Annotated in this window: 36 protein-coding genes; 27 read left to right on the plus strand and 9 right to left on the minus strand. The window is 41.4% G+C overall.

The genetic code is table 11. The annotated features are described in order from the left end of the window. The first annotated feature begins 28 nt into the window (after positions 1 to 28). Positions 29 to 238: a BrnA antitoxin family protein gene (locus LZT21_RS01930; RefSeq protein ID WP_068949841.1), complete on the plus strand. Its 210-nt coding sequence runs from the start codon at positions 29 to 31 to the stop codon at positions 236 to 238. A gap of 118 nt (positions 239 to 356) precedes the next feature. Here the strand turns inward: LZT21_RS01930 and LZT21_RS01935 are convergent, their stop codons facing one another. After that, positions 357 to 668, minus strand: a complete 312-nt coding sequence (locus tag LZT21_RS01935; RefSeq protein WP_370623372.1) for a helix-turn-helix domain-containing protein — start codon at positions 666 to 668, stop codon at positions 357 to 359. Further along, the gene (locus LZT21_RS01940) at positions 665 to 988 is read right to left on the minus strand and encodes a type II toxin-antitoxin system RelE/ParE family toxin (protein ID WP_233989140.1); all 324 of its coding nucleotides are present in this window, start codon (positions 986 to 988) and stop codon (positions 665 to 667) included. The genes LZT21_RS01935 and LZT21_RS01940 overlap by 4 nt, the downstream gene beginning before the upstream one ends. A gap of 225 nt (positions 989 to 1,213) precedes the next feature. Between LZT21_RS01940 and LZT21_RS01945 the strand changes: the two genes are divergently transcribed. The 3 genes from LZT21_RS01945 to LZT21_RS01955 all read left to right on the plus strand — a co-directional run bounded on the left by LZT21_RS01945 (position 1,214) and on the right by LZT21_RS01955 (position 2,388). Further along, positions 1,214 to 1,456, plus strand: a complete 243-nt coding sequence (locus tag LZT21_RS01945; RefSeq protein WP_233925591.1) for a type II toxin-antitoxin system Phd/YefM family antitoxin — start codon at positions 1,214 to 1,216, stop codon at positions 1,454 to 1,456. Further along, a complete protein-coding gene (locus LZT21_RS01950; RefSeq protein ID WP_370634750.1) occupies positions 1,450 to 1,716 on the plus strand; it encodes a Txe/YoeB family addiction module toxin in 267 nt (88 codons plus the stop codon). The genes LZT21_RS01945 and LZT21_RS01950 overlap by 7 nt, the downstream gene beginning before the upstream one ends. A gap of 159 nt (positions 1,717 to 1,875) precedes the next feature. Continuing rightward, positions 1,876 to 2,388 carry an MAPEG family protein gene (locus tag LZT21_RS01955; protein ID WP_233934813.1) on the plus strand — a complete coding sequence of 171 codons (513 nt, stop codon included), beginning with the start codon at positions 1,876 to 1,878 and terminating at the stop codon, positions 2,386 to 2,388. A gap of 88 nt (positions 2,389 to 2,476) precedes the next feature. Here LZT21_RS01955 and LZT21_RS01960 read toward each other — a convergent pair whose 3' ends face one another. Together LZT21_RS01960 and LZT21_RS01965 are read right to left on the minus strand one after the other, a co-directional pair. Next, positions 2,477 to 2,857, minus strand: a complete 381-nt coding sequence (locus LZT21_RS01960; RefSeq protein WP_233989141.1) for a DUF3147 family protein — start codon at positions 2,855 to 2,857, stop codon at positions 2,477 to 2,479. A 39-nt stretch (positions 2,858 to 2,896) separates the two neighbouring features. Further along, positions 2,897 to 3,502: a Crp/Fnr family transcriptional regulator gene (locus LZT21_RS01965; RefSeq protein WP_233989142.1), complete on the minus strand. Its 606-nt coding sequence runs from the start codon at positions 3,500 to 3,502 to the stop codon at positions 2,897 to 2,899. Positions 3,503 to 3,567: 65 nt separating this feature from the next. On the opposite strand from LZT21_RS01965, the gene LZT21_RS01970 reads away from it, so the two are divergent. The 15 genes from LZT21_RS01970 to LZT21_RS02040 all read left to right on the plus strand — a co-directional run bounded on the left by LZT21_RS01970 (position 3,568) and on the right by LZT21_RS02040 (position 14,474). Beyond that, entirely contained in the window at positions 3,568 to 3,840 is a 273-nt protein-coding gene (locus tag LZT21_RS01970; protein ID WP_233934810.1) for a heavy-metal-associated domain-containing protein, read from the plus strand. Between the two features lie 21 nt (positions 3,841 to 3,861). Next, positions 3,862 to 4,230: a hypothetical protein gene (locus tag LZT21_RS01975; RefSeq protein ID WP_233934809.1), complete on the plus strand. Its 369-nt coding sequence runs from the start codon at positions 3,862 to 3,864 to the stop codon at positions 4,228 to 4,230. Positions 4,231 to 4,303: 73 nt separating this feature from the next. Then, complete coding sequence (locus tag LZT21_RS01980; protein ID WP_233989143.1) at positions 4,304 to 5,218, plus strand: DUF6803 family protein; 915 nt, start codon at positions 4,304 to 4,306, stop codon at positions 5,216 to 5,218. A 114-nt stretch (positions 5,219 to 5,332) separates the two neighbouring features. Continuing rightward, the gene (locus tag LZT21_RS01985) at positions 5,333 to 5,878 is read left to right on the plus strand and encodes a nucleoside deaminase (RefSeq protein ID WP_233934807.1); all 546 of its coding nucleotides are present in this window, start codon (positions 5,333 to 5,335) and stop codon (positions 5,876 to 5,878) included. An 84-nt stretch (positions 5,879 to 5,962) separates the two neighbouring features. After that, a complete protein-coding gene (locus LZT21_RS01990; protein WP_255696350.1) occupies positions 5,963 to 6,463 on the plus strand; it encodes a DUF2165 family protein in 501 nt (166 codons plus the stop codon). Positions 6,464 to 6,535: 72 nt separating this feature from the next. Beyond that, complete coding sequence (locus tag LZT21_RS01995; protein WP_233925587.1) at positions 6,536 to 6,922, plus strand: hypothetical protein; 387 nt, start codon at positions 6,536 to 6,538, stop codon at positions 6,920 to 6,922. Between the two features lie 130 nt (positions 6,923 to 7,052). Beyond that, on the plus strand, positions 7,053 to 7,625 hold the full coding sequence (locus LZT21_RS02000; RefSeq protein WP_233989144.1) for an HXXEE domain-containing protein: 573 nt from the start codon (positions 7,053 to 7,055) through the stop codon (positions 7,623 to 7,625). Positions 7,626 to 7,816: 191 nt separating this feature from the next. After that, complete coding sequence (locus LZT21_RS02005; RefSeq protein WP_233934805.1) at positions 7,817 to 8,314, plus strand: TlpA disulfide reductase family protein; 498 nt, start codon at positions 7,817 to 7,819, stop codon at positions 8,312 to 8,314. A gap of 114 nt (positions 8,315 to 8,428) precedes the next feature. Further along, positions 8,429 to 8,737 carry a hypothetical protein gene (locus tag LZT21_RS02010; RefSeq protein WP_233925584.1) on the plus strand — a complete coding sequence of 103 codons (309 nt, stop codon included), beginning with the start codon at positions 8,429 to 8,431 and terminating at the stop codon, positions 8,735 to 8,737. Between the two features lie 47 nt (positions 8,738 to 8,784). Then, complete coding sequence (locus LZT21_RS02015) at positions 8,785 to 9,315, plus strand: peroxiredoxin (protein WP_233925583.1); 531 nt, start codon at positions 8,785 to 8,787, stop codon at positions 9,313 to 9,315. Next, positions 9,315 to 10,451: a DSD1 family PLP-dependent enzyme gene (locus tag LZT21_RS02020; RefSeq protein WP_233989145.1), complete on the plus strand. Its 1,137-nt coding sequence runs from the start codon at positions 9,315 to 9,317 to the stop codon at positions 10,449 to 10,451. Before LZT21_RS02015 ends, LZT21_RS02020 begins: the two co-directional genes overlap by 1 nt. A 6-nt stretch (positions 10,452 to 10,457) precedes the next feature. Next, positions 10,458 to 10,844, plus strand: coding sequence for a RidA family protein (locus tag LZT21_RS02025; RefSeq protein WP_233934803.1), 387 nt, complete (start codon positions 10,458 to 10,460; stop codon positions 10,842 to 10,844). Positions 10,845 to 10,897: 53 nt separating this feature from the next. Continuing rightward, positions 10,898 to 12,802: a tetratricopeptide repeat protein gene (locus LZT21_RS02030; protein ID WP_233989146.1), complete on the plus strand. Its 1,905-nt coding sequence runs from the start codon at positions 10,898 to 10,900 to the stop codon at positions 12,800 to 12,802. After that, complete coding sequence (locus LZT21_RS02035; protein ID WP_233989147.1) at positions 12,799 to 13,851, plus strand: glycosyltransferase family 4 protein; 1,053 nt, start codon at positions 12,799 to 12,801, stop codon at positions 13,849 to 13,851. The genes LZT21_RS02030 and LZT21_RS02035 overlap by 4 nt, the downstream gene beginning before the upstream one ends. A gap of 350 nt (positions 13,852 to 14,201) precedes the next feature. Next, positions 14,202 to 14,474, plus strand: a complete 273-nt coding sequence (locus tag LZT21_RS02040) for a SemiSWEET transporter (RefSeq protein ID WP_233989148.1) — start codon at positions 14,202 to 14,204, stop codon at positions 14,472 to 14,474. On the opposite strand, the gene LZT21_RS02045 is transcribed toward LZT21_RS02040, so the two are convergent. Then, positions 14,471 to 15,115, minus strand: a complete 645-nt coding sequence (locus LZT21_RS02045; RefSeq protein WP_233989149.1) for a DUF1345 domain-containing protein — start codon at positions 15,113 to 15,115, stop codon at positions 14,471 to 14,473. The two genes, LZT21_RS02040 and LZT21_RS02045, sit on opposite strands and share 4 nt — an antisense overlap. Before the next feature lie 140 nt (positions 15,116 to 15,255). Between LZT21_RS02045 and modA the strand changes: the two genes are divergently transcribed. Further along, on the plus strand, positions 15,256 to 15,960 hold the full coding sequence (modA, locus tag LZT21_RS02050) for a molybdate ABC transporter substrate-binding protein (protein WP_233989150.1): 705 nt from the start codon (positions 15,256 to 15,258) through the stop codon (positions 15,958 to 15,960). A 39-nt stretch (positions 15,961 to 15,999) separates the two neighbouring features. Here the strand turns inward: modA and LZT21_RS02055 are convergent, their stop codons facing one another. Continuing rightward, positions 16,000 to 16,563 (minus strand): YqhA family protein, encoded by a 564-nt coding sequence (locus LZT21_RS02055; protein WP_233989151.1) that lies wholly within the window; start codon positions 16,561 to 16,563, stop codon positions 16,000 to 16,002. A 190-nt stretch (positions 16,564 to 16,753) separates the two neighbouring features. Here LZT21_RS02055 and LZT21_RS02060 point away from each other — a divergent pair, with 190 nt between their 5' ends. After that, positions 16,754 to 17,194, plus strand: coding sequence for a CBS domain-containing protein (locus tag LZT21_RS02060; RefSeq protein ID WP_233925573.1), 441 nt, complete (start codon positions 16,754 to 16,756; stop codon positions 17,192 to 17,194). 32 nt (positions 17,195 to 17,226) lie between these two features. Here the strand turns inward: LZT21_RS02060 and LZT21_RS02065 are convergent, their stop codons facing one another. Beyond that, positions 17,227 to 17,673 carry a hypothetical protein gene (locus tag LZT21_RS02065; protein WP_233989152.1) on the minus strand — a complete coding sequence of 149 codons (447 nt, stop codon included), beginning with the start codon at positions 17,671 to 17,673 and terminating at the stop codon, positions 17,227 to 17,229. Between the two features lie 199 nt (positions 17,674 to 17,872). On the opposite strand from LZT21_RS02065, the gene LZT21_RS02070 reads away from it, so the two are divergent. Next, the gene (locus LZT21_RS02070; RefSeq protein ID WP_233989153.1) at positions 17,873 to 18,442 is read left to right on the plus strand and encodes an SRPBCC family protein; all 570 of its coding nucleotides are present in this window, start codon (positions 17,873 to 17,875) and stop codon (positions 18,440 to 18,442) included. Positions 18,443 to 18,461: 19 nt separating this feature from the next. Here LZT21_RS02070 and LZT21_RS02075 read toward each other — a convergent pair whose 3' ends face one another. Continuing rightward, positions 18,462 to 18,710, minus strand: a complete 249-nt coding sequence (locus LZT21_RS02075) for a hypothetical protein (protein WP_233924388.1) — start codon at positions 18,708 to 18,710, stop codon at positions 18,462 to 18,464. Positions 18,711 to 18,898: 188 nt separating this feature from the next. Between LZT21_RS02075 and LZT21_RS02080 the strand changes: the two genes are divergently transcribed. Together LZT21_RS02080 and crcB are read left to right on the plus strand one after the other, a co-directional pair. Next, positions 18,899 to 19,585 carry a haloacid dehalogenase type II gene (locus LZT21_RS02080; RefSeq protein ID WP_233924389.1) on the plus strand — a complete coding sequence of 229 codons (687 nt, stop codon included), beginning with the start codon at positions 18,899 to 18,901 and terminating at the stop codon, positions 19,583 to 19,585. A gap of 53 nt (positions 19,586 to 19,638) precedes the next feature. Continuing rightward, complete coding sequence (gene crcB, locus LZT21_RS02085; protein WP_233924390.1) at positions 19,639 to 20,031, plus strand: fluoride efflux transporter CrcB; 393 nt, start codon at positions 19,639 to 19,641, stop codon at positions 20,029 to 20,031. Here the strand turns inward: crcB and LZT21_RS02090 are convergent. Further along, entirely contained in the window at positions 20,028 to 20,186 is a 159-nt protein-coding gene (locus LZT21_RS02090; RefSeq protein WP_233924391.1) for a hypothetical protein, read from the minus strand. The genes crcB and LZT21_RS02090 overlap by 4 nt on opposite strands. A gap of 127 nt (positions 20,187 to 20,313) precedes the next feature. Between LZT21_RS02090 and LZT21_RS02095 the strand changes: the two genes are divergently transcribed. From LZT21_RS02095 to LZT21_RS02105, 3 genes are read left to right on the plus strand one after another with little or no spacing between them, the layout of a single operon-like run. After that, on the plus strand, positions 20,314 to 20,556 hold the full coding sequence (locus LZT21_RS02095; protein WP_233924392.1) for a hypothetical protein: 243 nt from the start codon (positions 20,314 to 20,316) through the stop codon (positions 20,554 to 20,556). Positions 20,557 to 20,612: 56 nt separating this feature from the next. Continuing rightward, positions 20,613 to 22,235 (plus strand): GMC family oxidoreductase, encoded by a 1,623-nt coding sequence (locus LZT21_RS02100; protein WP_233934796.1) that lies wholly within the window; start codon positions 20,613 to 20,615, stop codon positions 22,233 to 22,235. Beyond that, on the plus strand, positions 22,228 to 23,124 hold the full coding sequence (locus LZT21_RS02105; RefSeq protein ID WP_233934795.1) for an EamA family transporter: 897 nt from the start codon (positions 22,228 to 22,230) through the stop codon (positions 23,122 to 23,124). The genes LZT21_RS02100 and LZT21_RS02105 overlap by 8 nt, the downstream gene beginning before the upstream one ends.

A 23,124-nucleotide genomic window follows, 5' to 3' on the forward strand; every position in this document is an offset into this window, starting at 1 on the left:
GTGATAGCTTATTAAAAAGGTGATGAAGATGCGTAAAGAATATGATTTCTCAAAAGCCCGTAAAAATCCATATGCTTCCATGCTCAAGAAGCCCATAACCATTAGATTGGATGAGGATTCAGTGAGCTACTTCAAATCTGTATCAGAAGAGGTGGGCATTCCGTATCAAAGCCTCATTAATCTTTATTTGAGAGATTGCGCCGCTTCGCATAAGAAATTGAACCTTAGCTGGAAGTAGTCTAGATGTAGGATGAGAATCTCCTGAGGCCCTAGTCGATTCCGCATCGGGACACCAACATTTAAATAATGCCCTGCTTTATGCGGGGTATTTTATTTTGGTCGGGTGGATGAGCCTTTTAGACTAAATGAAGCTCAACCCTCTTGCCCAAGGCCGCCGCATACTTTCTTAGGGTAGTTAGGCTTGGGGAATGTTTGCCGGTAGCCAGAGAGCTTTCTAATCTAGCAATAGCTGGGGTTTGCGTTCCCATCTTTTTTGCCACTTGAGCTTGCGTTAATCCAGCCTCTTTCCTTGCCGTAAGAATCTCATCAAGAATAGCAAATTCAGTGCGATCAAGTTCTTTGACTGCGGCTTTGACAGCGGGCTTTTTAAGCATTTTGCTTATCATTTGTTTATGGGTAAGCATTTTTGTTTTCTTCTGCGTTGTCATTTTTCCCACTCCTTCATACGTGCTTTCGCAATCTTTAATTCTTTCTCAGGCGTCTTTTGAGTCTTCTTGATAAAGCTATGGAGCATCACTATTTCTTTCTCCACCATCGTACAAAAGAAAACTCGGGCAATACCTTCAGCACCTTTAAGTCTTAATTCAAATAAGCCGCCGCCAAATGAATCCGTATGAGGCAAGCCTAAATTCGGCCCATGCTCAATCATTCGGGCGGTCAATCCAATATAGCGAGCTTGAAGCGTTACAGGTAAATTCATGATGTCTTCTTGAACTTGTTCGCTGTAATAAAAGATGGAATAGCTCATCCAAGTATATTAACAAATTTGTTAATATTGAGCAAGAGAAAATTGTCTTTTAAAACGATAGTCTAGAAATAGGATCAACCATCCTAGGCCCTGGACGCTTCCGCCCCGGGCCACCAAGAATGTAAATAGCCCACTTGCTGGGCTATTTTCTTTTGGGCTGGCGGGTAGAATAATCACTTGACAAAACGTACGCTTTTACGTACTATATTGCAAAGGAGCGAAATCATGACTACATTAACCGCAAGTGAAGCTCGAGCAGATCTCTACCGCTTGATTGATCAGACGGCAGAGTCACACAAGCCAGTACTCATCTCTGGTAAGCGGGCAAATGCTGTTTTAGTTTCTGAAGAAGATTGGAGTGCCATTCAGGAGACGCTTTATCTATTGGCCATTCCAGGAATGCGTGAGTCAATTAAAGACGCTATGGCTGAGCCTATTACTAAAAGTAAAAGGGCGTTGAAGTGGTGACTTGGAATTTAGCTTATTCCAAATATGCCATTAAGGATGCTAAAAAACTATCTGCCGCAGGTCTTAAAGATAAAGCCCAAGACTTATTGGATATTTTAGAGGCAAACCCCCTCCAAAATCCGCCGCCTTATGAGAAGTTGGTTGGTGATCTAAAAGGGGCTTACTCACGCAGAATTAATATTCAACATCGCTTAGTTTATGAAATTTTGCGCAAGGAGAAGACGGTTCGAATCTTAAGAATGTGGACTCATTACGAATAAAGTAGGCATTGGTCTAAGCGTGGATGTAGGCATCCTCGGCCTTGGTCGATACCGCCCCGGGCCACCAAGAAACATCAAAACCACCTGCAGGAGATTTTTTTTGTGTAATTTGATAGATTAGTGTTTTACAGCAGCCACTAATCTAACGATAATTCTTATATGCTTACCAACAGCCAAAGCTACATTAGAAAAATGATGGTTTTGGGTCTTTTGACTTCAATACTTATCATTTTATTTTCCTGGTGGGTTACGCCTCTTTTTCAATTTGAATTCATTGGAAATATTTCTGGGCGACTTAATGTGCTTTGGATAGCCATAACAATTGGCCTCATACCAATTGTTGTCTTAATTGCCCGAGTGGCTTACTTAAGATTTTTTGGCGCCGCGATTGGAGGCGACCATTCGGATCCACAGGTAGAGCTCAATGTGAAGGTTTTAAATAACACTCATGAACAATTTTTACTTTTTTCAATTGCCCTGTTTGGATTAAGCGTGGGGTTGCCAAGTACGCATTTAGCAATGCTAATCATTTTGGCAGTTGCTTTTAATATTTATAGACTCCTTTTTTGGTTGGGGTATGGCAAGAATCCAATTATGAGAGCGTATGGTTTCGCCACAACTTTTTATAGCAACTTAATTTTGCTTCTACTTTCCGCTTTATTGATTATTTAATTAAAAGTTTAGTTTGACATCCTCGGCCTTGGTCGATTCCGCCCTGGGCCACCAAGAATTCTCGAAACCACCTGCGGATGGTTTTGATTTAAAGAAGATTAATTCCAAAGCTCTTCATTGCCAGGGCAAATAGGCCAAAGCAGATAACCGTTGCTACAACACACGCACCCATCGTCAACCAGAATCCCAGCTTAGGGAGTAAATATGGAAATAAAAGAAACATCGGTAATGTTGGGATCACATACCAAAAGGTGTAATAGGCGTGATTAGCAATTTTCTCTTCAGGTTGGTTTTCTACATAGAGCCACACTAAAGTTAAAAGAGTCATCAGTGGCAATGCCGCAATAAAACCACCTAATCGATCACTACGTTTGGCAGCCTCAGAGATGAATACAATCATTCCGGCTGTTAAAAGATACTTTGTAATGATCCATTCATATGGTCCTTTGGCGTTAGAGGGTTGACCCATTATAGGAATGTCGTTTAAAACGATAGCATCTAATCGGCATCATTTTTTCTTTAGGAACTCCAAAGAGTTGGCTTGCCTCCTCATCAATCCTTCTTTCTCTAGTGAGGCAATTACTCTATATAAAGCCTCATGGGTAACGCCAATCTCTGAGGCCATAGATTTGAAATCAGACTGGAGCGTTAAGACACCATTTTTACCTTCAGTCTCGATGAGGTGGATTAGCTTACTTCGAATGTCTTTTAGACCTAAACGTTCTGATTGCGTTCGCAGTCGCATGATCTCTTTGCTGAGTAGTTGCACCCATTTAAGTGAGAACTTGCTATCAGTCAGTGCGTCTCTTAAGTATTTAATTGGTAGCGTAATCGCTTGTCCGTCTTGAGTTGCAAAAGCATCGCAGTGATAAGCGTCTGACAATAAGCTCGCCTCACTTAAGAAGCCACCTTTGCATCTTTGTAAGGTGGTGGGTTCTCCATGGTTACTGGTCCTAGTAAGAACAGCTTCACCGGAAACAATAAAAAACATGTATTCAGGCTTTTTACCTTGATGAAAAAGGTAATCACCTTTTTCAAAATGATAGGCATGACTTTGCCCCAGTAGCTCTTTAGGCAGGAGGTCCTTTAGCAGTTCAGGAATATAGATATCCATATGATCTAAATCATACGCCCTTTAGACGATTGGCCCAATAATGAATCCATACAAAGGAGGCTGCTATGGAAACAATTAATTTAACGGTAAGCGACATGACTTGTGACGCCTGTGTAAAGCAGGTGGAAAAAGTCATTAATTCAATTGCTGGGGTGCAGAAGGTTGAAGTAGACCTTGCCTGTGGAGCAGTTAAGGTTGTTGGCAATATCTCGCAACATGCGCAAGAAATTGTTGCGGCTTTAGAGGAGGATGGCTATCGAGCACAAGTGAGCACAGAGGCTTCTAATACAGAAAAAAGCGGTGCTTGTAAGAGTGGGTCAAGTTGTTGCTGTAACTAAATAAATTAATAGGAAATCAAAATGAAAACTGTAAATAAAATCGCAATCAGTGTTGCTACTGTCATGAGCCTTGGATTGGCCGTAGCCTATGCTCAGCCAGGACCAATGGGGAATGCGGGAAATGGCATGGGCCCAGGCATGATGCGCAGCCAAATGATGCAAGGTCAAATGATGGGGCAAAACGCCAACATGAAAATTATGCGTGAGTTGATGACCCCATCAGAAAGACTTGCCATGATGGACAAGATGATTGATGCCAAGACAGTAAAAGAGCGTCAAGCAATTATGACCACTACACATACAGAGATGGAAAAGCGCGCCAAAGAAAAAGGCATTACTTTGCCTGCAGGACATAGCCCCCAAATGATGTCCAGCAGAAACTGCGGATAGGCTATAAGGTGTTGTTAGTTGTTACAAGGCCACCTTCGGGTGGTTTTGTGCGTTGAAGTTTCGGGAGATACAAATGAATATGACTCACTACATGCAGTTACTTGCTGATAATCAGCCTTGGAATTTGTTGATCTTTATGGGTATTCCAATTGTGCTCGCTGAGACGCTGGCTATCACCGAGCTTTATATTTTATTTACACGTAAGTTTGATGGTTTTGTCTATCACCTAAACCGCTTTGCTGGCACTACCGTAGGCTTGTATTTCATTGGCATCATTGCTTACCTGATGACAACTGCTGTTTTGCCAATCACTAAGGCCGGTGAATGGCGCACAGTGATTGATGTGGTGGCGGTATCAACATATTTAATTGGTGGCTTGCCTTTAATTTGGATTGCCCTGCAAGAATTTGGTTTTGTAAATAAAAGTCTTGATCAAATGGGTAAACTCAAGATTCATGCGATCTGCGTAGCTTTGTTCTTAGTTTTTGGGCACATTGCCATGGTTAGCGGAATGTTGGATCCATCTTTACTTGGCTATAAAGGCGCCGATACGCACCAGATGCACGGGGAGCAAATGCAACAAATGCATATGATGCATGCTGGTAATAGCGCTACTCAAGATAACCGTATTGCAGTGGATTTTCCTGCGCCAATGAAAGAGCATATTTTGACGAATATGCGCGATCACTTGCAAACAATCTCTCTAATACAAGAGGTGATGGGCAAGGGACAATATGACAAAGCCGCACGGCTTGCAGAAGATCGTTTGGGTATGAATGCTCTCAAGCTACATGGGGCATATGAAAATTCTAAGTTCATGCCAAAGGGTATGCAAGAAGCTGGAACCGCTATGCATCGAAATGCCAGTAAGTTTGCAATTGAAGCTCAAAATACAGCAGCAACAGGCGATATCAAGCCCGCATTAATTGCGCTGGGCAATACAACACAAGCATGCGTTGCTTGTCATGCTGGCTACAAGGTGAAATAGATTAAGACATCCTCGGCCTTGGTCGATTCCGCCCTGGGCCACCAAGAATTCTCGAAACCACCTGAGGGTAGTTTTTTCTATTATGCTTAGGTAGAGATTATCTGGGATAAGAATATGAACCGCCGCCGGGCCTTACTTTGTCTATGCAGTATTGGGGCTTTTGGAATGAGTCGAGCCGCTCCACCAACAAGCAAAACCCTTGATGCAATTCCGCTAAAACAGCATGAGTTAGCAATGCGCGCAGCAATAGCTATGGCATTACAAAATCCCATGTATCCCTTTGGTGCAGTAATTACTAATGCGAGCAATGGAGCTATCCTGGCTAAAGGCGTTAATACAACATACGAAAATCCGACTTATCACGGTGAAATAGTATGCATGAATAACTACGTCAGACAATACGGAAATATAAATTGGGGGAATCTTATTTTGTATACAACAGGAGAGCCATGCCCCATGTGTATGAGTGCCTTAATTTGGGCCGGAATTCAAGGCGTTGTTTTTGGAAGCTCTATAGGCATGATTAAGAGATCGGGCATTGATCAATTTATCTTTAGCGCAAAAGATATCAACAAGGGAGGCTTTAGCCAAACCCAGTTGTTGGGTGGCATTCTTGAGTCAGAGTGCGACGTACTATTTGCCAATCGAATACGAGCCTGACAAAATCTCACTGAAAAAAAGTAATTTCACTTTATGCCAATACTTTAGAATCAAATATTGGTGTAATTAACAGGGTGAACAGAGTTGAATATTCTTCGGATTTCTAAAATTATCATTTGCCTGTCGCTCTCTAATTTCGCTCTTTTAGTCTGCTTGAATAATCTGGCGGACTACGGCTCTAATTACGCTTTTGTTCGGCACACCCTTTCTATGGATACTGTTTTTCCAGATAATACTTTGAGGTACCGGGCTATTCTTGATCCCTTCGTTTGGAGTCTTGCTTATGGATTAATCATATTTGCCGAGTTTTTAACGGGCCTTCTGTTGTTAATAGGCGCTATTGGCCTACTCAAAAATATGAATTCCCCGTTGGCATTTAATAGGGCCAAAAATTGGATTTATCTTGGTTGCTTGACTGGTTTTTTGCTGTGGTTTTTTGGTTTTATTGTTGTTGGTGGTGAATGGTTTTGTATGTGGCAATCCGAGAAGTGGAATGGTGTAGAAGCAGCTTTTCGTTTTGTTGTCCTTATTATGTTTACATTACTATTTACCGCAATGCCTGAATCTGAAAACGCTAAGAAATAGAGTAAGACATCTTTGGCATTCCTTTTTAGTTGTGATACCTTTACATATCGAAGACTACTTGAGGGTTTAGGGATGCTTAAAGAAAAATTAAAGATGTTTATAACCCCTTTTTGCGAAGCTTCACCTGCGTGCTTGCTCGTCATGGTTGAGGGTAATATTTGGTTGGCAACTATAGGGCATCTTCAAAAGGCAGTAGAGACCGGTTTTATTACGGGTGCTGGTGTTCTGTTTCTTTCCATATTTACGCAACGTTGGCTTGGCAATAAATATGTGGTGGCTGGTATTACTGGGGGCATGTGCTTTATAGCTGACTATTATGTCCACCCAAGTCACTATAGCGGGGTAACTACAGAAGCATTCATAACGGGCGCTTTTACCGCTTTAATTTCTTTAGCCTTAAATGAACTTGGCAAGAAAATTTTTCTACATTTACGAGATCATTCTTCAAGCATTGATTAAAAGAATCTAGAATTTTATGGCTTAACTCAGGCACCTCGGCACTGTTTAATGCCACGCTGGCCTCCCAAAACCTTCTTCAAGTAAATTTTTAACTTGGCTGTTGTTTATAGTTGTAGTAAGGTGATGCTTGATGATGAGCAGAATATATTCAAATTGGGTTTATGGCGGCCTCTTGGCCGGATTGCTCATGCTTCTGTTGATGCCACTACTAACTTTAGGCTGGCCAACCGAACTGAAGCTTTTCTATTTAACCCTACCTGTCTACATGCTGCACCAGTATGAAGAGTGGGATGATGATCGTTTCAGGATATTTATTAATAATCATCTGGGGCACGGCAAGAACCTCTTAACTCATAAAGCAGGTTTTGTAATCAATATTTTTGGAGTGTGGGGAGTTATTGCTATTTCTCTTTATCTGGCTTTTTATGTAAATCAAGGCTATGGATTAATAGCCACTTATCTTGTTTTAGTAAATGCGTTGGTTCATATTTTGGCCGGATTCGTTCTACGCTCCTACAACCCTGGGCTTATTACCGCAATTGTTTTATTCATGCCCTTGGGCTTTTATACAATTTATCGGGAAAATGCGCATAGTGATGACGCCTTTCAATATTTTGGAATTACTATAGCCATATTGATACATGTGAGCATAATCTGGCATCTACTAAGAAGACGAAAACAACTCACCAAGAATTTTAAATAAGGCTAGAGTCAGGCATTCTCGTTCCTGATCGATGCTGCGCCAAGACCAGAAGCATTAAATCACTTGAATTTGTGGGCTAGCTAAGCATAATAAATAACAAGATGAAATATCGCCAAAATGAAAATAAGTCAGCATATAGAGTAAATTAATAGTCATCGGTCAATAAAGTCAACTGCCTTGCTTTCCCGTAAATGCGAAAACTACTACCCAAATTAATTATTGCCAGGCTCATTTTGGTATTTAGCATCACCATGCCCGGACCGGCAATGGCAATTGAGATTGGTCAAACATTGCCCTTACAAAAAATTCAAACCTTAGACGGGACCTATTTTGAAGTTCCCAAAAATAATACCAAAAACACCTTAATTCAATTGTGGGCATCATGGTGTCCATTTTGCCAACGTCAAAACACCTACTTAGAAAACTTTACTAAACGAATACCTCCTGGGTCAATGCATATTATTACTATTTCAATTGATAAAACGCCAGTAATTGCCAAGGAATATATGCGCAAACACCGCTATACCTTTTCGGCGGCAATGATGACGCCAGAACTAAGCCAAGCCATTGGGAAAATTCGCGGAGTGCCGGTATTGTTAATCCTAGATTCTAAAAATAAGCTAATTTATAAAGAAATTGGCGAAGTTTTTGAAGAGGATTTTGCTGAATTAAGTAAATATGCGAAATGATGCGGCTAATATAATACTTTTAGGCAAACCAAGCGCATTGTAGTATAGTAATTGCTCAGCATTACACTGAATCCCCCCAAGAATTTAAATTACTAATTTTAAGAAAGTTTATTTATGTCACATGTTGGTCACATTTCACTAAAATCAAAGCCAGGTTCATTTACAAAAGTCTGCGAACGCTATCATCAATTTGCAGAACAAGTAATGGCGCATCATCCCGATTTGCATGACGTCATTATTATGGGCAATCAAGCACAAAATAATATTGAAGGTTTTGGTATTTGGGAAAATGCCGCTGATGCAGCTTCACTAGAAGATACCGCTGACTTTGCGGCCTTCTTAAATGATGTTCAAGCTGACTTAGCAGAGCCCGTTCAAAGAAATGATTTATTGGTTTTTTATCGGATGAAGCCAAAAGCGTAATTTGAGGGAATATTTCAATATCGAACTATAGTCAACTTCCCCCCGATTTGCCGATACCTCAAGATGATGGCGCTAGCCGTCATTTAACAGGAATGCGGCTGCCAGCCGTCACATTAAGTGCAACGAATGGTGAGTCGATTACGCTAGACGATAGCGAAGGCAGGTTAGTTATTTATTGCTACCCAATGACAGGGCAACCCAATGTTGCCCTGCCAGATGGCTGGGATCAAATTCCAGGAGCAAGGGGTTGTACCCCGCAAAGTTGTTCATATAGAGATCATTACCAGGAACTTAAAGCGCTTGGCGCAAAAGTAATTGGGCTTAGCGTGCAAACCCCAGAATATCAAAAAGAAATGGCTGAAAGGCTGCATCTTCCTTTTCCGATTGTGAGTGATGAGAACTATCAATTTCAAAAAGCATTAAACATGCCGACCTTTGTAGCCGCAGGAATGACCCTTTTAAAGCGTGTAACTTTGATTGCTAATCATGGCGTAATAGAAGCGGTCCACTATCCCATATTTCCAAGTGATAGCGATGCAGCTTGGGTAATTAGCTATTTAAGGCGGCAACTTGCATAATGCAAATTCATGAGCTGACCACACCTGCTGCATTAGTAAATACAGCGCGGATGTCACGCAATATTCAAGCGATGCAGCAACGCATGAATACACTAGGCGTTGCCTTTAGGCCGCATGTAAAAACCACTAAATGTATTGATATCGCTCATGCTCAAATAGCTGCTGGGGCCAAAGGAATAACCGTCTCTACCCTTAAAGAGGCAGAGCAATTTTTTGCTGCTGGTATCAGCGATATTGTGTATGCGGTAGGCATGGTTGCGCCTAAGCTGAAGCAAGCAGCTTCACTTATACAGCAGGGGTGTGCACTAAAAATTATTGCTGATAGTGCTGAGTCTGCCGCTGCAATTATTGCTTACTCAAGGGCCCACTCTATTTCCTTTGAAGTTTGGATTGAAATTGATACAGATGGGCATCGTTCTGGCATTAATCCGCAGAGCGATGAATTACTGAGCATTGGCCATATATTGAATCAGCAAGAAAATACCTTAGGCGGTGTAATGACCCATGCTGGCTCAAGCTATGATCTTCATACCCCAGAAGCCCTGCAAATCCTTGCTGAGCAAGAACGTAGCTTGTGTGTGCACGCAGCAACTCGACTACGTGCTGCTGGCCTACCCTGCCCAAATGTGAGTATTGGCTCCACTCCAACTGCACTATCAGCAGTGCAGCTCGAGGGTGTAACTGAAGTACGAGCGGGAGTATATGTTTTTTTTGATTTAGTCATGTCTAACGTAGGCGTTTGTTCGTTAGACGACATTGCACTTAGTATTTTAACTACCGTGATTGGTCATCAGGCTGATAAAGGCTGGGCAATTGTAGATGCAGGCTGGATGGCAATGAGTCGTGATCGAGGAACGCAAAAACAGGCTAACGATTATGGCTATGGGCAAATTTGTGATGTAAACGGTAAGGTAATTGAGGGTTATCAACTCATTGCCGCAAATCAAGAGCATGGCATCCTCAGTCAAGTAAAGGGAGACAGCAATCAAACGATCGCCACTCGTTTTCCAGTGGGCTCACAATTACGCATTTTGCCTAATCATGCATGTGCAACTGGAGCACAATTTCCGACTTACTATCCAATTAATGATGAGCAGGTTATTGGCCCAGCATGGCAGCGTTTTTATGGATGGTAATTGCTAATGGCCAAGATAAAGTATTGCAATCCTAAAACGATGGCGCCTCCTGGTGGGCATTACAGCCACGTTGTCGTTGCCAATGGTAGCGCTTATATTTCGGGCCAGCTACCGATTACAGCGGCAGGCAAGCAATTGAATGCCGCTAGCTTTGAGGAACAAGCCAATCAAGTGCTTGCCAACCTGCAGGCCGCACTCGAAGCCGCTGGTACCAGTATCTCCAAGCTAGTTCAGGTGCGGGTTTATATCACTAATATGAGTAATTGGCCTCTCTTTAATACTATTTATGCTAATTGGGCAGGCACAGCATTGCCAGCGCGAGCTGTAATTCCCGTATCTGAACTGCATTATGGTTTTCTGCTGGAGATCGAAGCATTAGCTTTGGTTGAATAACAGCTTCAGCCCAAATAAAGGTTGCAGCTGTAATAATGACAGAATAAATTGACGTGAATAGATTAGTGAATCCTCAAGCCCATCCGCTGTTTTATCAAGCCATCATGGCATTAGAAAATGGCAACCTCATTGGTGCAGAATCGTTATTGCAGCAATTTATCCGTGCGCAACCTAAAAATAGCGCTGCCCTGCATTTAATGGGAGTAGTGTGTGGTTTAGCAAAAAGACATGCAGAAGCAATTCAGTATTTTAGAAAAGCAGTTAAGCTTACCCCGAACGATAGTGAACTACATTACAACTTAGCCAAAGCCCTTTCCGACTCCCAACATGATCGCGAGGCATTACAACACCATCAGACAGCAACTCGCTTGGCGCCTGATAACGTGAATGCATGGGTTAATTATGGAAAATGCCTAGATCATTTGGGCAAAAGTAACGAGGCTTTAACTTGCTACGAGAAAGCAATTTCGATTCAACCTAGTTTTATCCAGCCTTGGTTTAATAAGGGCAAGACATTAAGTGAATTAGGACAATATCAAGAGGCGCTAGCAGCTTATACCCAAGCGTACCAAATCAATCCCCAAGAAAATTTCTTGCTCGGAATTTTACTGCACCACAAAATGTTAATTTGCGAATGGACGGGGTTAGATGAGTTATATAGCAACATTCATGCAGGACTAATTGCTGGAAATAAAGTTGCCGAGCCATTTGGATTAATGGCCTTTACAGAATCAGAACACGATTTGCAGCTATGTGCCGAAATATTTGCAGCCGATTTTTATCCCGCCCAGACAATAATTGCAGAAAACATAAAAAAAGAACCTAAGTCAAAAATTCGCATTGGCTACTTGTGTGGAGAATTTAGAGAGCAGGCCACATCAATTTTAATGACAGGCCTCTATGAAAATCATAATCCAGAACAGTTTGAAATTATTGCCTTTGATAATGGTGTTGCCGACAGTAGCGAAATTCGTGCGCGCCTAGAAAAAGCATTTGATCAACTAATTGATATTCGCACGTTACCAGACTTAGAGGCGGCGCAATTAATCAAACAAATGGAGATTGATATTTTAGTCAACCTAAATGGCTACTTTGGCAAAGGGCGGCAAGGCATTTTTGCGTACAAACCTAGTCCCATACAAGTCAATTTTTTAGGTTTTCCAGGAACTCTCGGGGCTCGCTATATTGACTATCTCATCGCCGATCCAGTCGTAATACCTCCCAGTAGCAAGCAATTTTATGATGAGAAAATCGCTTACCTCCCCAACTCTTACCAAGTTAATGATGCTAAACGCGTAATTGCTAACCGCGAGTTTTCACGAACTGAATTAGGCTTGCCAGCATCCGGATTTGTCTATTGTTGCTTTAATAATAATTACAAAATTACCCCAGAAATATTTACGGCGTGGATGAATATTTTGCGCGCAGTAAAGGGTAGCGTTTTATGGCTGCTGGCCGATAATTTAGTGGCAAAAGAAAATCTATGTAATGCAGCCAAGACGCAGGGAATCGACCCAACACGCCTTATTTTTGCGAATCGCTTACCCCTTGCAGAGCATCTTGCTCGTCATCAGCAAGCGGATTTATTTTTAGATACTTCACCTTGCAATGCTCACACTACAGCTAGTGATGCCTTATGGGCTGGTTTACCGTTGTTGACAAAGCAAGGTACAACCTTCCCGGGGAGGGTATCAGCCAGTCTTTTGCAGGCCGTGGGTTTGCCAGAGTTAATTGCAGAAAACCAAATCAGATACGAAGCTTTAGCCATTGAGTATGGCAATAATCCTGAAAAAATCCTGAAAATAAAACAAAAATTATTAGCAAATAAAATAAACTTACCATTATTTAATACTGAATTATTTACTGAACACCTCGAAGGTGTCTTTTATAAAATGATCGAGCGCGCGCGAGCTAATTTAAGCCCAGCTGATATAGAGACAACCCAAGCAAGCCCATGAAAATTTTATCTTTAACCCACAGCTACGGTGCCGATGGTGCAGCCATAATGTTAAATAAAACTATTCATTATTGGGTTAATGAATTAGGTTGGACAGTAGCTGCCGCAGTGAATGACGCAATGGAAGTGTTATATCAAGCAGATTTTAAAAAAAATGGCATTCAGCCAGTTAAAAATGTCGACCTTAAGAATTATGATGTTGTCCTCATTAATACCTTATTGGATGCGCCACAAATCGACCGACTAAATGCTAGTATTCCAGTTGTCCTTTGGGTTCATGAAGGTGAAACCTGGCTTGACAATTCAACCATGACCGCGGGTGACTTAACCCGACTTTTTGCAAAATTTAACTTAATTATTTTTCAAACTGATTGGCAACGGCTGGAAGTGTTTCGTAGCTTTATTTACCGCTTAGAAAAAAATAGAGTTGCGGTAATACCGAATGGTATTACACCTTCTTATTTGGCGGCAACAGAAATACAGTACCCTATAAAGGATTCTACATTTCGAGTCGTCAATGTAGGCTCGGTATATGCAAGAAAACGACAAGCAGATTTGGCTAGCGTAATTGAAAAGATGGCCCAAGACACTTCAATTATTTGTAAGTTCATTGGCGATTTACAGCATGCTCATACATTTGGCCCAGAATTTACACATTACATCAACCAAAAACTACCGTGCCATGAGTGGGTTGGCATTATTCCCCATGAACAAATTAATGCCGAGTTAGCGCAGGCTAATTTATTTTGTTTTCCATCTGGAGATGAAAGCTTTCCATTGGCGCCACTCGAGGCAGCGAATCTCAAAATTCCCGTTGTTATGGCAGACTTAGCCCCCTATAGGCAGATTGGTTGGAAACACGAAGTGAATTGTTTGCTTTACCCAGTAGGCAACTTGGCTGAACTTGAAAAAGCTATCCGCCGAGTGCAGGAAGACCCCAAGCTAGCTGCCAAGCTGGCACAGGGCGGCTTTGAGTTAGCCCAATCGCTACCTTTCGATACCTATTTAAAGCAGATCACCAAGGCCATAGAAGCAATAAAAATAGCCTAATTCCTTAAATATAGACAATCTTTTGACTTAGATCAAATAATCAATTGATCAATAGTAGAAAATACCATTCTTAAGGTAATCAAAAGGTCGAATGGAGAAGGTCATGATGGGCAAAAATAAATACAGCTTAAGCAGCATAAAAAAAATCTTTAATTTCACTAGTAGTCAAAAAAATGCCGCGCAAGCGCACAAATTAAACAGGTCAGCAGAATTGAAGACAAGCGTACAGGGTTTAGTTATGCGCAGCTGGTGCGAAAATACAGAAAGCTGTTTAACTGATTGCCAAGATTACTGCAAAAAAAACGATTCTTAATTAGGGCAGCAAGCGGTGTAATAGAATCAATGGCAGGATGATAAATATTGAAGCAATAGGGCACTTTGCCGCATTTTTAACTACCGCCGCATTTTTAGTGCAAGCGATTAAATCATATCGCACTAAAGACCTGGCGGGAATTTCAATAGGCATGTACGTCATTTTTACCGGCGGCGTTTCTCTGTGGCTCGTATACGGCATTGCCCTAGAAAATTGGCCATTAATCTTAGCTAATGGCTTTACCTTAACATTTGCGCTTTGTATTTTATTTATGAAAATAAAGCAGACGCTTGAGAAAAAGTCGGCTTAAATTAAGTCAGAAGCAATATTAATAGTTAGCGCCAAAATAGTCGTATTGAAAAAAAAGGCCAAAATACACTGAATCGTACCAATGCGCCGTAATACGCTACTAGAGAAACTAACATCAGCAGTTTGAGCCGACGTGCCAATGATGCAAGAAAAGTATAAAAAGTCTGCGTAATCAGGCAATGGAGTGCCAGGGAAAATTAAGCCCTCTTGTAACTTGCCATCAGGTTGGGAAAGATAAAAAAAATGAGCATAGTACAAGGCAAAAATAAATTGAGTAAAGATCCAAGTTGCAAGAATAGTGGAAATCGTTAAAGCAATATGCCATAAACGAGCGTTACCATGAATTTCAGTAATTGAAGCAAGCTCTACAATAACTGCAGCAATGGCAGTAATGGTTGCAACAACCGTGATGGCTAAGACTAAATACTGCCCTTCATCTTCAACTAAGGCGCGGGCACGTATCGAAGTGTGATTTGCACTAAACATTAAATGAATAATGAATAAAACAAAGAGCAAGGCTGATAAATTCCAGCCAATAATATAGCGAGAAATTAGATCTAAGTTTAGCGAAGGTAGCAAAAAAAAGGCAATAAAAAAACCTGATAAACAAGAAATTATTAAGCGCCATCTAGCTACCATCATGTGTTGTATAGAAATTAGAATTGGGAGCATAGAATGCCGAGGCCAGATAATTTAACTCAGGAGAAGAATATACTTCATTAATGATTAAACCACACACCAAAGTGATAATAGTTTTAATAAGTTTATTACTTATTAGCAATGTGGCACGCAGCCAAACAACAACTATTGCAGTAGCGGCAAATCTGAAAGAAGCATTTACAAGCATTCTGGCAGCTAACCAAGCGCTTAAATTAGATCAACTAAAAATTATTTATGGTTCATCAGGACATTTCACCACGCAAATAATGAATGGCGCACCATTTAATTTATTTATATCTGCTGATGAGCAATATCCACTTGAATTATATAAATTAGGGAAAACAGTCGATCAAGGCAAAATTTATGCCCAGGGCAAAATTGTTCTAATTGCAAACAACTCATCAGGAATATCACTGACGGGCGACAGGGAGGGGCTTATAAAAGCCATAAATAAAGCCAATAAAATAGCACTGGCTAAACCAGAGCTTGCGCCGTACGGTAGGGCTGCAGAGGAGTATTTAAAGGCCATGGGCTTATGGGAATTAGCAAAACCCAAGTTAGTCTTTGCCGATAATGTGGCTTTAGCAGCGATGTTTGTGCTGACCGGAGCAGCCGATATGGGTATTACGGCGCTCTCTTTAGCGCAGTCACCAGCGCTTACTAAAGAAACCCATTACCTCGTGATTCATGACAAACTATATGGGCCAATTAAACAGCGCATGGTATTAATTAAAAATCCAACTCCGCTAGCTCAAGAGGTTTACCAATATTTACAAAGTAAAAAAGCCCAAGAGCTCTTAATACAGTTTGGGTATAAAGCACCTTAAACAAATAGCGTTTCAAGAAAGCCGTAATTAAGAGTGGGGTTAGTGATGACCTTCAGCATGTGCTGCAATTTTTTCTGATAGGGCAAATAACACGCCAGTAAATAGAAAAACCACATGCAAGCCAATTTGCCAAGCTAAATCTACTTTATCGGTGGTTTCAATCTCTAAAAATGCAGCCAAGAGATTGATACCTGAAAGCGCCACAATCGAGCCAATTAACTTGAGTTTTAGGCTGGCAAAATCAACTCCACCCATCCACTTAGGGCGATCAGTGCTACGTCTTGCAACACCAATAACGGAAACAAAATTTTCATAGCCCGAAAATATAACTAATAGCAATAAGTTTGCTAGCAGGGTTTTATCTACCAGCGAAAGTACCCCCGTTAAAAATTTCGCTTCAGAGTCTGCCCAAAAGTTAAGTGCAAAATGCTGAAACTCATGGAGAAATTTGATCGCCACTAAAACCAAGGTAAGCACCAAAAAAAGATAAAAAATGGAAAGAATCCAGCGACTATTAAAAATAAATTTTTCAATGATGTTTTCAAGTGAAAATGCTGAATCGCTCTCATCGACGAGAGTATTTTTTTGATTATGGTCTGACATTTTTTTCCTTATCGCAATGAACTTAACTACAGATTTAATAAGTATATCGTTCTAATTATAGGCGCAACAGCCATTAATAATAATAGGAGTTATGTAATACTACGCAACAAGTTAGCAAATGGCAAATACTAATACGGGCGTATTTATGTAGCTCCATTGGCATTTATCTCAAGGCTAAAAGGAGAATATTTTGGCAAGCGTTAAAAGTTGTTTAGAGCAAAAATCTGGCGTCATTATTTCGGTACAACCAAACGCATCCGTTAGCGAGGCTTTACAATTAATGCGCAATAACCGAGTACGCGCAGTTCTGGTAATTGAGGGCAAGAGTCTACTAGGCATTGTTTCCCAAGGTGATTGTGCAATTAAAGTTTTATTGCCTGAGTTAAATCCAAAAACTACTCAGATTCATGAAATCATGACTAAAAACTTGATTACAGTTAGTCTTAATGATGATTTAGATCATTGCATGGGTTTGATGGCCTCAAGTAGCATCCGTCATTTGCCTGTTCTGGAGCAGAATCAGGTAGTTGGAGTGGTATCAATTGGCGATATTGTAAAAAATATTATTAGCCAACAGGGCGATCAAATTAAATATCTTGAAACTTATATCAAAGGTCACGGCGTAGTCTAATCATTAAGCACGGCTTTGTCGGCTAGGCCGGACTATTTGGCTGCTAGTACACAGTTAGGAATTAATAAGGTAGCTGAAGAGACATTGCCCTTGGGAGCTTCATTGATGTGGGGCAGGTCGCAGTCATAAGTTTTGTTGGCGTATTGTGGCAAACTGTTTGCAGCAAATTTTACTGAACTAATAGCATGAGAAACGCCCACAGGAATTTCATCTTTCTTGAGATCTTCAACATAGTCTTTAAAAATTCCCGGCTTTAATTTATTTAACTGATTTTTATGCAGCTTATAAAGTTGTGAATCTGGGCCGGCGGGCATAGTAATAGAAATTGCGCCAGCTTTAATGCCCTTGCCAGTAGCTGGACTAACCATGCCACACATATTTTCCCCAGCAATAATAAGCGACTGTTGAGATCCGGGGCAGGCAGCAATTGCGCCAAAAGAGACCGTTAGTAAAAAGATGCCAAAAAGAGACTTTTTCATGTTTAACCTTATTTTGTATTAATTAAATACTAAACCAAATAAATCTAGACTTTGTAAATATTAAAGCTCACCTCAGTTCATGGAGTTTAATCATGATTTTACTTTGCAGCCAAATTGATGACTTAAGCAGAAACTAAAATTCTTGCCTAAAATAAAAGGCCTTGCATCAGTATTTAAACTTTTCACTAAACGCACTTAAATGAAACTCATTATCAGCCTTTTCATCGCGTTACTATGGGCAATATGCCCGCCTGCCTTAGCGCAGAGTTTCGATCATCAGGTCAAAGTGAATGTAAGCAATACTGGGGATTTATTTGAAATTAACGCCAGTTTTAAGACTCCATTAAATAATTGTGACGCTTATCGATATTTAACTGATTACGCTGCAGCCAAAAAAATTTCTGGCGTTCTTGAGTCAGAGGTAACACGTAAATCGGATTCAGTGGCCATTGTCAATCGCACTATTAGCCAATCAGTTCTATTTTTTTCGATCACTATCAAAACAACTATTGAATACACCGAGTTACCTTATGCAGGCGCAGATTTTAAGCAAATTGCTGGCGACGCTAAAATGTTTAAAGGCACTTGGCGCATAAAGCCAGAAGATACAGGAACCAATTTTATTTACCGCAGTATTATTGAGCCCAATACTATTGTGCCTAATTTTATCATTAGCAGTTATATTAAAAACGACCTTCAGCAGCAATTCCTTGAAATTGCGAAGCATTCGATTACCAATAATTCAAAAACCTATTTAGCTTGTAACTAGGTTATCAACAATTTGAAATTTATTCGGTTGCTGGGTTTGGCGCGACTTCTACTACTGGGGCTTCTGCGGCGGGCTGCACAGCCTCAATAGCCGCGGCAGCACTGGCAGTTTTTGCAGCAGCAGCAAGCGTGGCTGCTGATGGCTTTTGCTTAGCAAGCGCACGAGCCAACTTATTTTTGTCTTTAGGTTTAGTTGATGATTCAATCAACTTGCTTAATTGCGCGTGATTCAGCGGTCCTAAGCGGGGTTTTCCCGTTTTAGTGAGCATAGAATCATTTTTTCTAGTTCTTTGATTTTGTCCAACAGCCATAAAAAAGCCCTCAATAAAATTAGCGATGACTTAAGGAAGGCTAGCTTGGGAAGTTAGGCTTGATTAATTCCCCCATGGGGGCACAGAATGGTGATCTCAGGCGAGAATAATAGCATTTAGTAGGCCACTTCAAGGAAAATAGACCGATGTATAAATTAATTGCCTTTGATGCCTATGGCACCCTCTTTGATGTTTACTCGATTAGTCAGCTGGCTGAGTCAATTTACCCCGCTAAGGGCAAGCAACTTACAGAGCTATGGCGCGAACGGCAAATTGAATATACCCGCCTAGTCACCATCAGTGACCCTAATCCTGCGGGGAGTCGTTATTACTTATCATTTTGGGAAATTACTGCCCGAGCCTTACGCTATAGTTGCAAGCGCTTAGGTTTGCTGCTCTCGCAGGCACAGGAAGACCAATTAATGGGTCAGTATGCAAAATTAGCAGCATTTACCGAAAGCACAGAAGTGCTAAAGGGCCTCCGAGCAGCTGGCATCAGAAGCGCAATCCTGTCGAATGGTAGCAAAGAGATGCTTGCCACTGCTGTTGAAAGTAATCATCTGGCCCCTTATTTAGATCAAATTATTTCAGTCGCAGATATCAGGCTGTTTAAAACAGCCCCCCAAACTTACGGACTGTTACTAGATCATTTTCCAGTAGCTAGGCAGGAGGTCTTATTTGTTTCTAGTAATGCCTGGGATGTGGTGGGCGCTGGCTGGTATGGATTTGACACCTTCTGGGTGAATCGACATGCGCTACCATTTGAAGAAATCGGGCCGCCACCAACTTATGAAGCCAGCGGATTAATTGAAATATTAAAAAAAATAGACTGAATAATATTTTTTATATACTGCACCTATGCTAATCCTACTCGCGAACTTACCCCTTGTTTGAAACCCTTCACCCGATCATCTTAGTTGCTCTCGGCGGCGCCGTTGGTTCGGTTTGCCGCTACAAGTTAAGTGGCTTTGTGCTTTATCAAACAATTAACTGGCGCTTTCCCTTAGGCACTTTCTTAGTCAATGTGATCGGCTGTTTAGCGATTGGAATTTTAGCGGGACTCATTTTAAAATTTGAACTATTTTCTTCCCAGTCGCGTTTATTTTTAATTACTGGAATCATGGGTGGCTTTACAACTTTTTCAGCTTTTGGACTCGAAACATTTTATTTAATTCGTGAAAAAGAATTTTTAGTTGCAGGCAGTTATGTGTTGGCTAGCGTAATCGCAGGCTTGCTGGTTTTATCAATTGGTTTTTTACTCGTGCCCAGCCGAAATTAGTCAAGCTTACCCATTTGATTGGCGATGAGCAATAAGGCAATGGAAACACATCCCAATAAGAAAAAAGCCAGCTGATGCAAGATTGCGGTACCTATTACTGTCATTAACACGGTCCAACCAATGGTTAACTTAGCTTTTTTGCTCAATTTCCTCATGCCTTGCCTCGATTAATTAATCTGGTTCCCTTTACAACAATCAACGACCAATTTTAGCAAAGCCAGCAGGCCTAAGAGCGCACAAGCTAAAATTAAGCAAAATCATCAAAATTAAGGCGGTTACAAAATGAATCAGAAAAAAAATATGACAATGAGTTTGGCGCCCATTTTTATTACCCTTGGAATGACTGCTTGTGCCAATATCGTCACTAATGCATCGAACTCAAATCAAGTTACTTTAATTAGTAGCGGCACTGAATCGATGGAGAAGTTAACGGAGCAAGCCAATGCGTATTGCGTGAAGTACGGCAAAAAAGCGTCTTTTAAAGAAAACGAAAGTCAATTTGTTAATATTTTTAACTGTAATTAATTTAAAAAAACAAGATTAAACATTCAGCCTTAAATTGATAAATTGAAGTTTATTGCATGAATGATAAAAAATACGACTACATCATAATTGGCGCTGGTAGTGCCGGTTGCTTGCTGGCTAAACGCCTGACGGAAGACCCTACAGTTTCCGTATTACTCGTAGAGGCCGGCAAAAAAGATGATTACCTCTGGATTCATATTCCCGTTGGCTATTTATATTGTATTGATAACCCCCGTACCGATTGGCGCTTTCGTACTACTGCCGACCCAGGTTTAAATGGCCGAAGTTTAATTTATCCACGCGGCAAAGTTTTAGGCGGCTCTTCTTCGATAAACGGCATGATATATATGCGGGGGCAGGCCGCCGATTATGAATCGTGGGCGCAGGAAACTGGCGAACCAGCTTGGGGCTGGCAGCCAAGCCTAAAGCGATATAAACAATTTGAAGATTACTTTGGCGGCCAAAATACTTGGCATGGGGTTGGTGGCGAGTGGCGGGTCGAGCGCCAGCGTTTAAATTGGCCGATCTTAGAGATATTTAAGGAGGCAGCGCAAGAGCAGGGCATTCCTGCAAGTGCTGACTTCAATCGTGGAGATAATTTTGGCGTGGGCTATTTTGATGTAAATCAAAAGTCTGGCTGGCGCTTGAACGCTGCGCGCGCATTTTTAAAAGATGCTGCTAGCAGGAAGAATCTTCAGGTCATTACTGAAGCATTGGTACAAAAGCTCATCATCAATTCCTCTACTAAGCGTTGCGAGGGCGTAACGTTTATCAAAGACCAGCGCTTGCACAGCGTCGCTTGTGCGCAAGAAGTAATCTTATGTGCAGGCGCTATTGGCAGTGTACAAATTTTAGAGCGCTCGGGTATTGGTGGCGGCAAACATCTGCAACAATTAGGCATTCCCGTGCAATCCGACTTGCCAGGGGTTGGTGAAAATTTACAAGATCATTTACAGCTGCGATTAATCTATCAGATTAAGGGTATTGCCACACTGAACACTAAAGCCAATTCGCTGTGGGGAAAAGCGTTGATTGGGTTGGAGTATCTTTTACGGCGCACAGGTCCAATGGCAATGGCACCCTCACAACTAGGCGCATTTGCTTATAGTTCAGAGCAACAAAAGCGCCCTAACTTGGAATACCATGTGCAACCTTTATCGCTTGAAAAATTTGGTGAAAATTTACATGACTTTAATGCGTTTACTGCCAGCGTTTGTAATTTAAGACCGACTTCTCGGGGCAGCGTACATATTAGCTCAACAGATTGCAATGCAGCGCCGACAATTATCACTAATTATTTATCTACTCCAGCAGATTGCCAAGTTGCAGTTGAAGCGTTAGCTTTAACCCGTAAAATTATCAGTAGTTCAGCATTTAAACCATTTCAACCTAAGGAATATAAACCGGGTATGCAATTTCAAAGTGAGGCTGAGCTAATCGATGCTGCTCGTAATATTGGCACGACAATCTTTCATCCAGTGGGAACATGCAAGATGGGCGCAAAGGATGATCTACAAGCCGTCCTAGATGCAGAATTACGGGTTAAAGGAATTGACGGATTACGAGTAGCCGATGCTGCTGCTATGCCATCTATTACCTCGGGTAATACAGCAGCGCCCACGATGATGCTGGCCCAGCGGCTAGCAGAGTTAATTCAGTCAAAGCCATTGAATGGGTAATGAAAAATTACCTACTAGCCACTTTCTTTTAGCTCTCGCAGTAGTGGCCGTTTGGGGCAGTAATTTTGTGGTTATTAAGCTCACACTTTTTACTCTGCCACCTTTATTATTCGCCGCCTTACGCTTTGTCTTCGCCTTATTGCCGGCGATCTTTTTTTTACCCAAACCAAAAGTATCCTGGCTAAACTTAGCCGCTTACGGTTTTTTTATTGGCGTTGGTCAATTTGGCCTCTTATATATTGCTGTTCAAAGCCATATTTCGGCGGGCCTGTCTTCCGTGGTTGTCCAAAGTCAGGCCTTCTTTACTATTGGCCTAGCCATGTATTTTGCGCGTGAGCAGATTCGTCAATTTCAATTTATTGCTTTATTGGTTTGCCTCATTGGATTAGGCATCATTGCAAGCCATACTGATCAAGATACTGATTTCTTAGGTTTGGCCTTAGTCTTGCTGGGAGCATTATCTTGGGGCATCGGTAACACGGTTAGCCGTAACGCAGGTAAAGTCAATATGCTCGCCTATGTAGTGTGGTCGAGTATCTTCAGCGTTATCCCTTTAATTATTCTCTCGCTGATCTTTGAAGGGTGGGATTTAATACAGGCTAGTTTAGGCGGCCTTAACAGCACCTTATGGGCTGCTATCTTATGGCAGTCTTGGGGCAATACCTTATTTGGGTTTGCCGCTTGGGCGTGGCTTTTAGCCCGCCATCCAGCCGCAGTTGTTGCGCCCATTTCATTATTAGTTCCCGTTTTAGGAATCGGCTCGGCCGCAATTTTCTTGAGCGAGCCTTTGCCACTTTGGAAAATTGCCGCCGCTACTTTAGTGATAGCAGGTTTAGGAATTAATATTTATTGGCCAATCATTAGGGCAAGACTTAAAAGCAGCGCCTAA

It is taken from the genome of Polynucleobacter sp. IMCC 30228, from assembly GCF_021395205.1.
GTDB lineage: Bacteria > Pseudomonadota > Gammaproteobacteria > Burkholderiales > Burkholderiaceae > Polynucleobacter.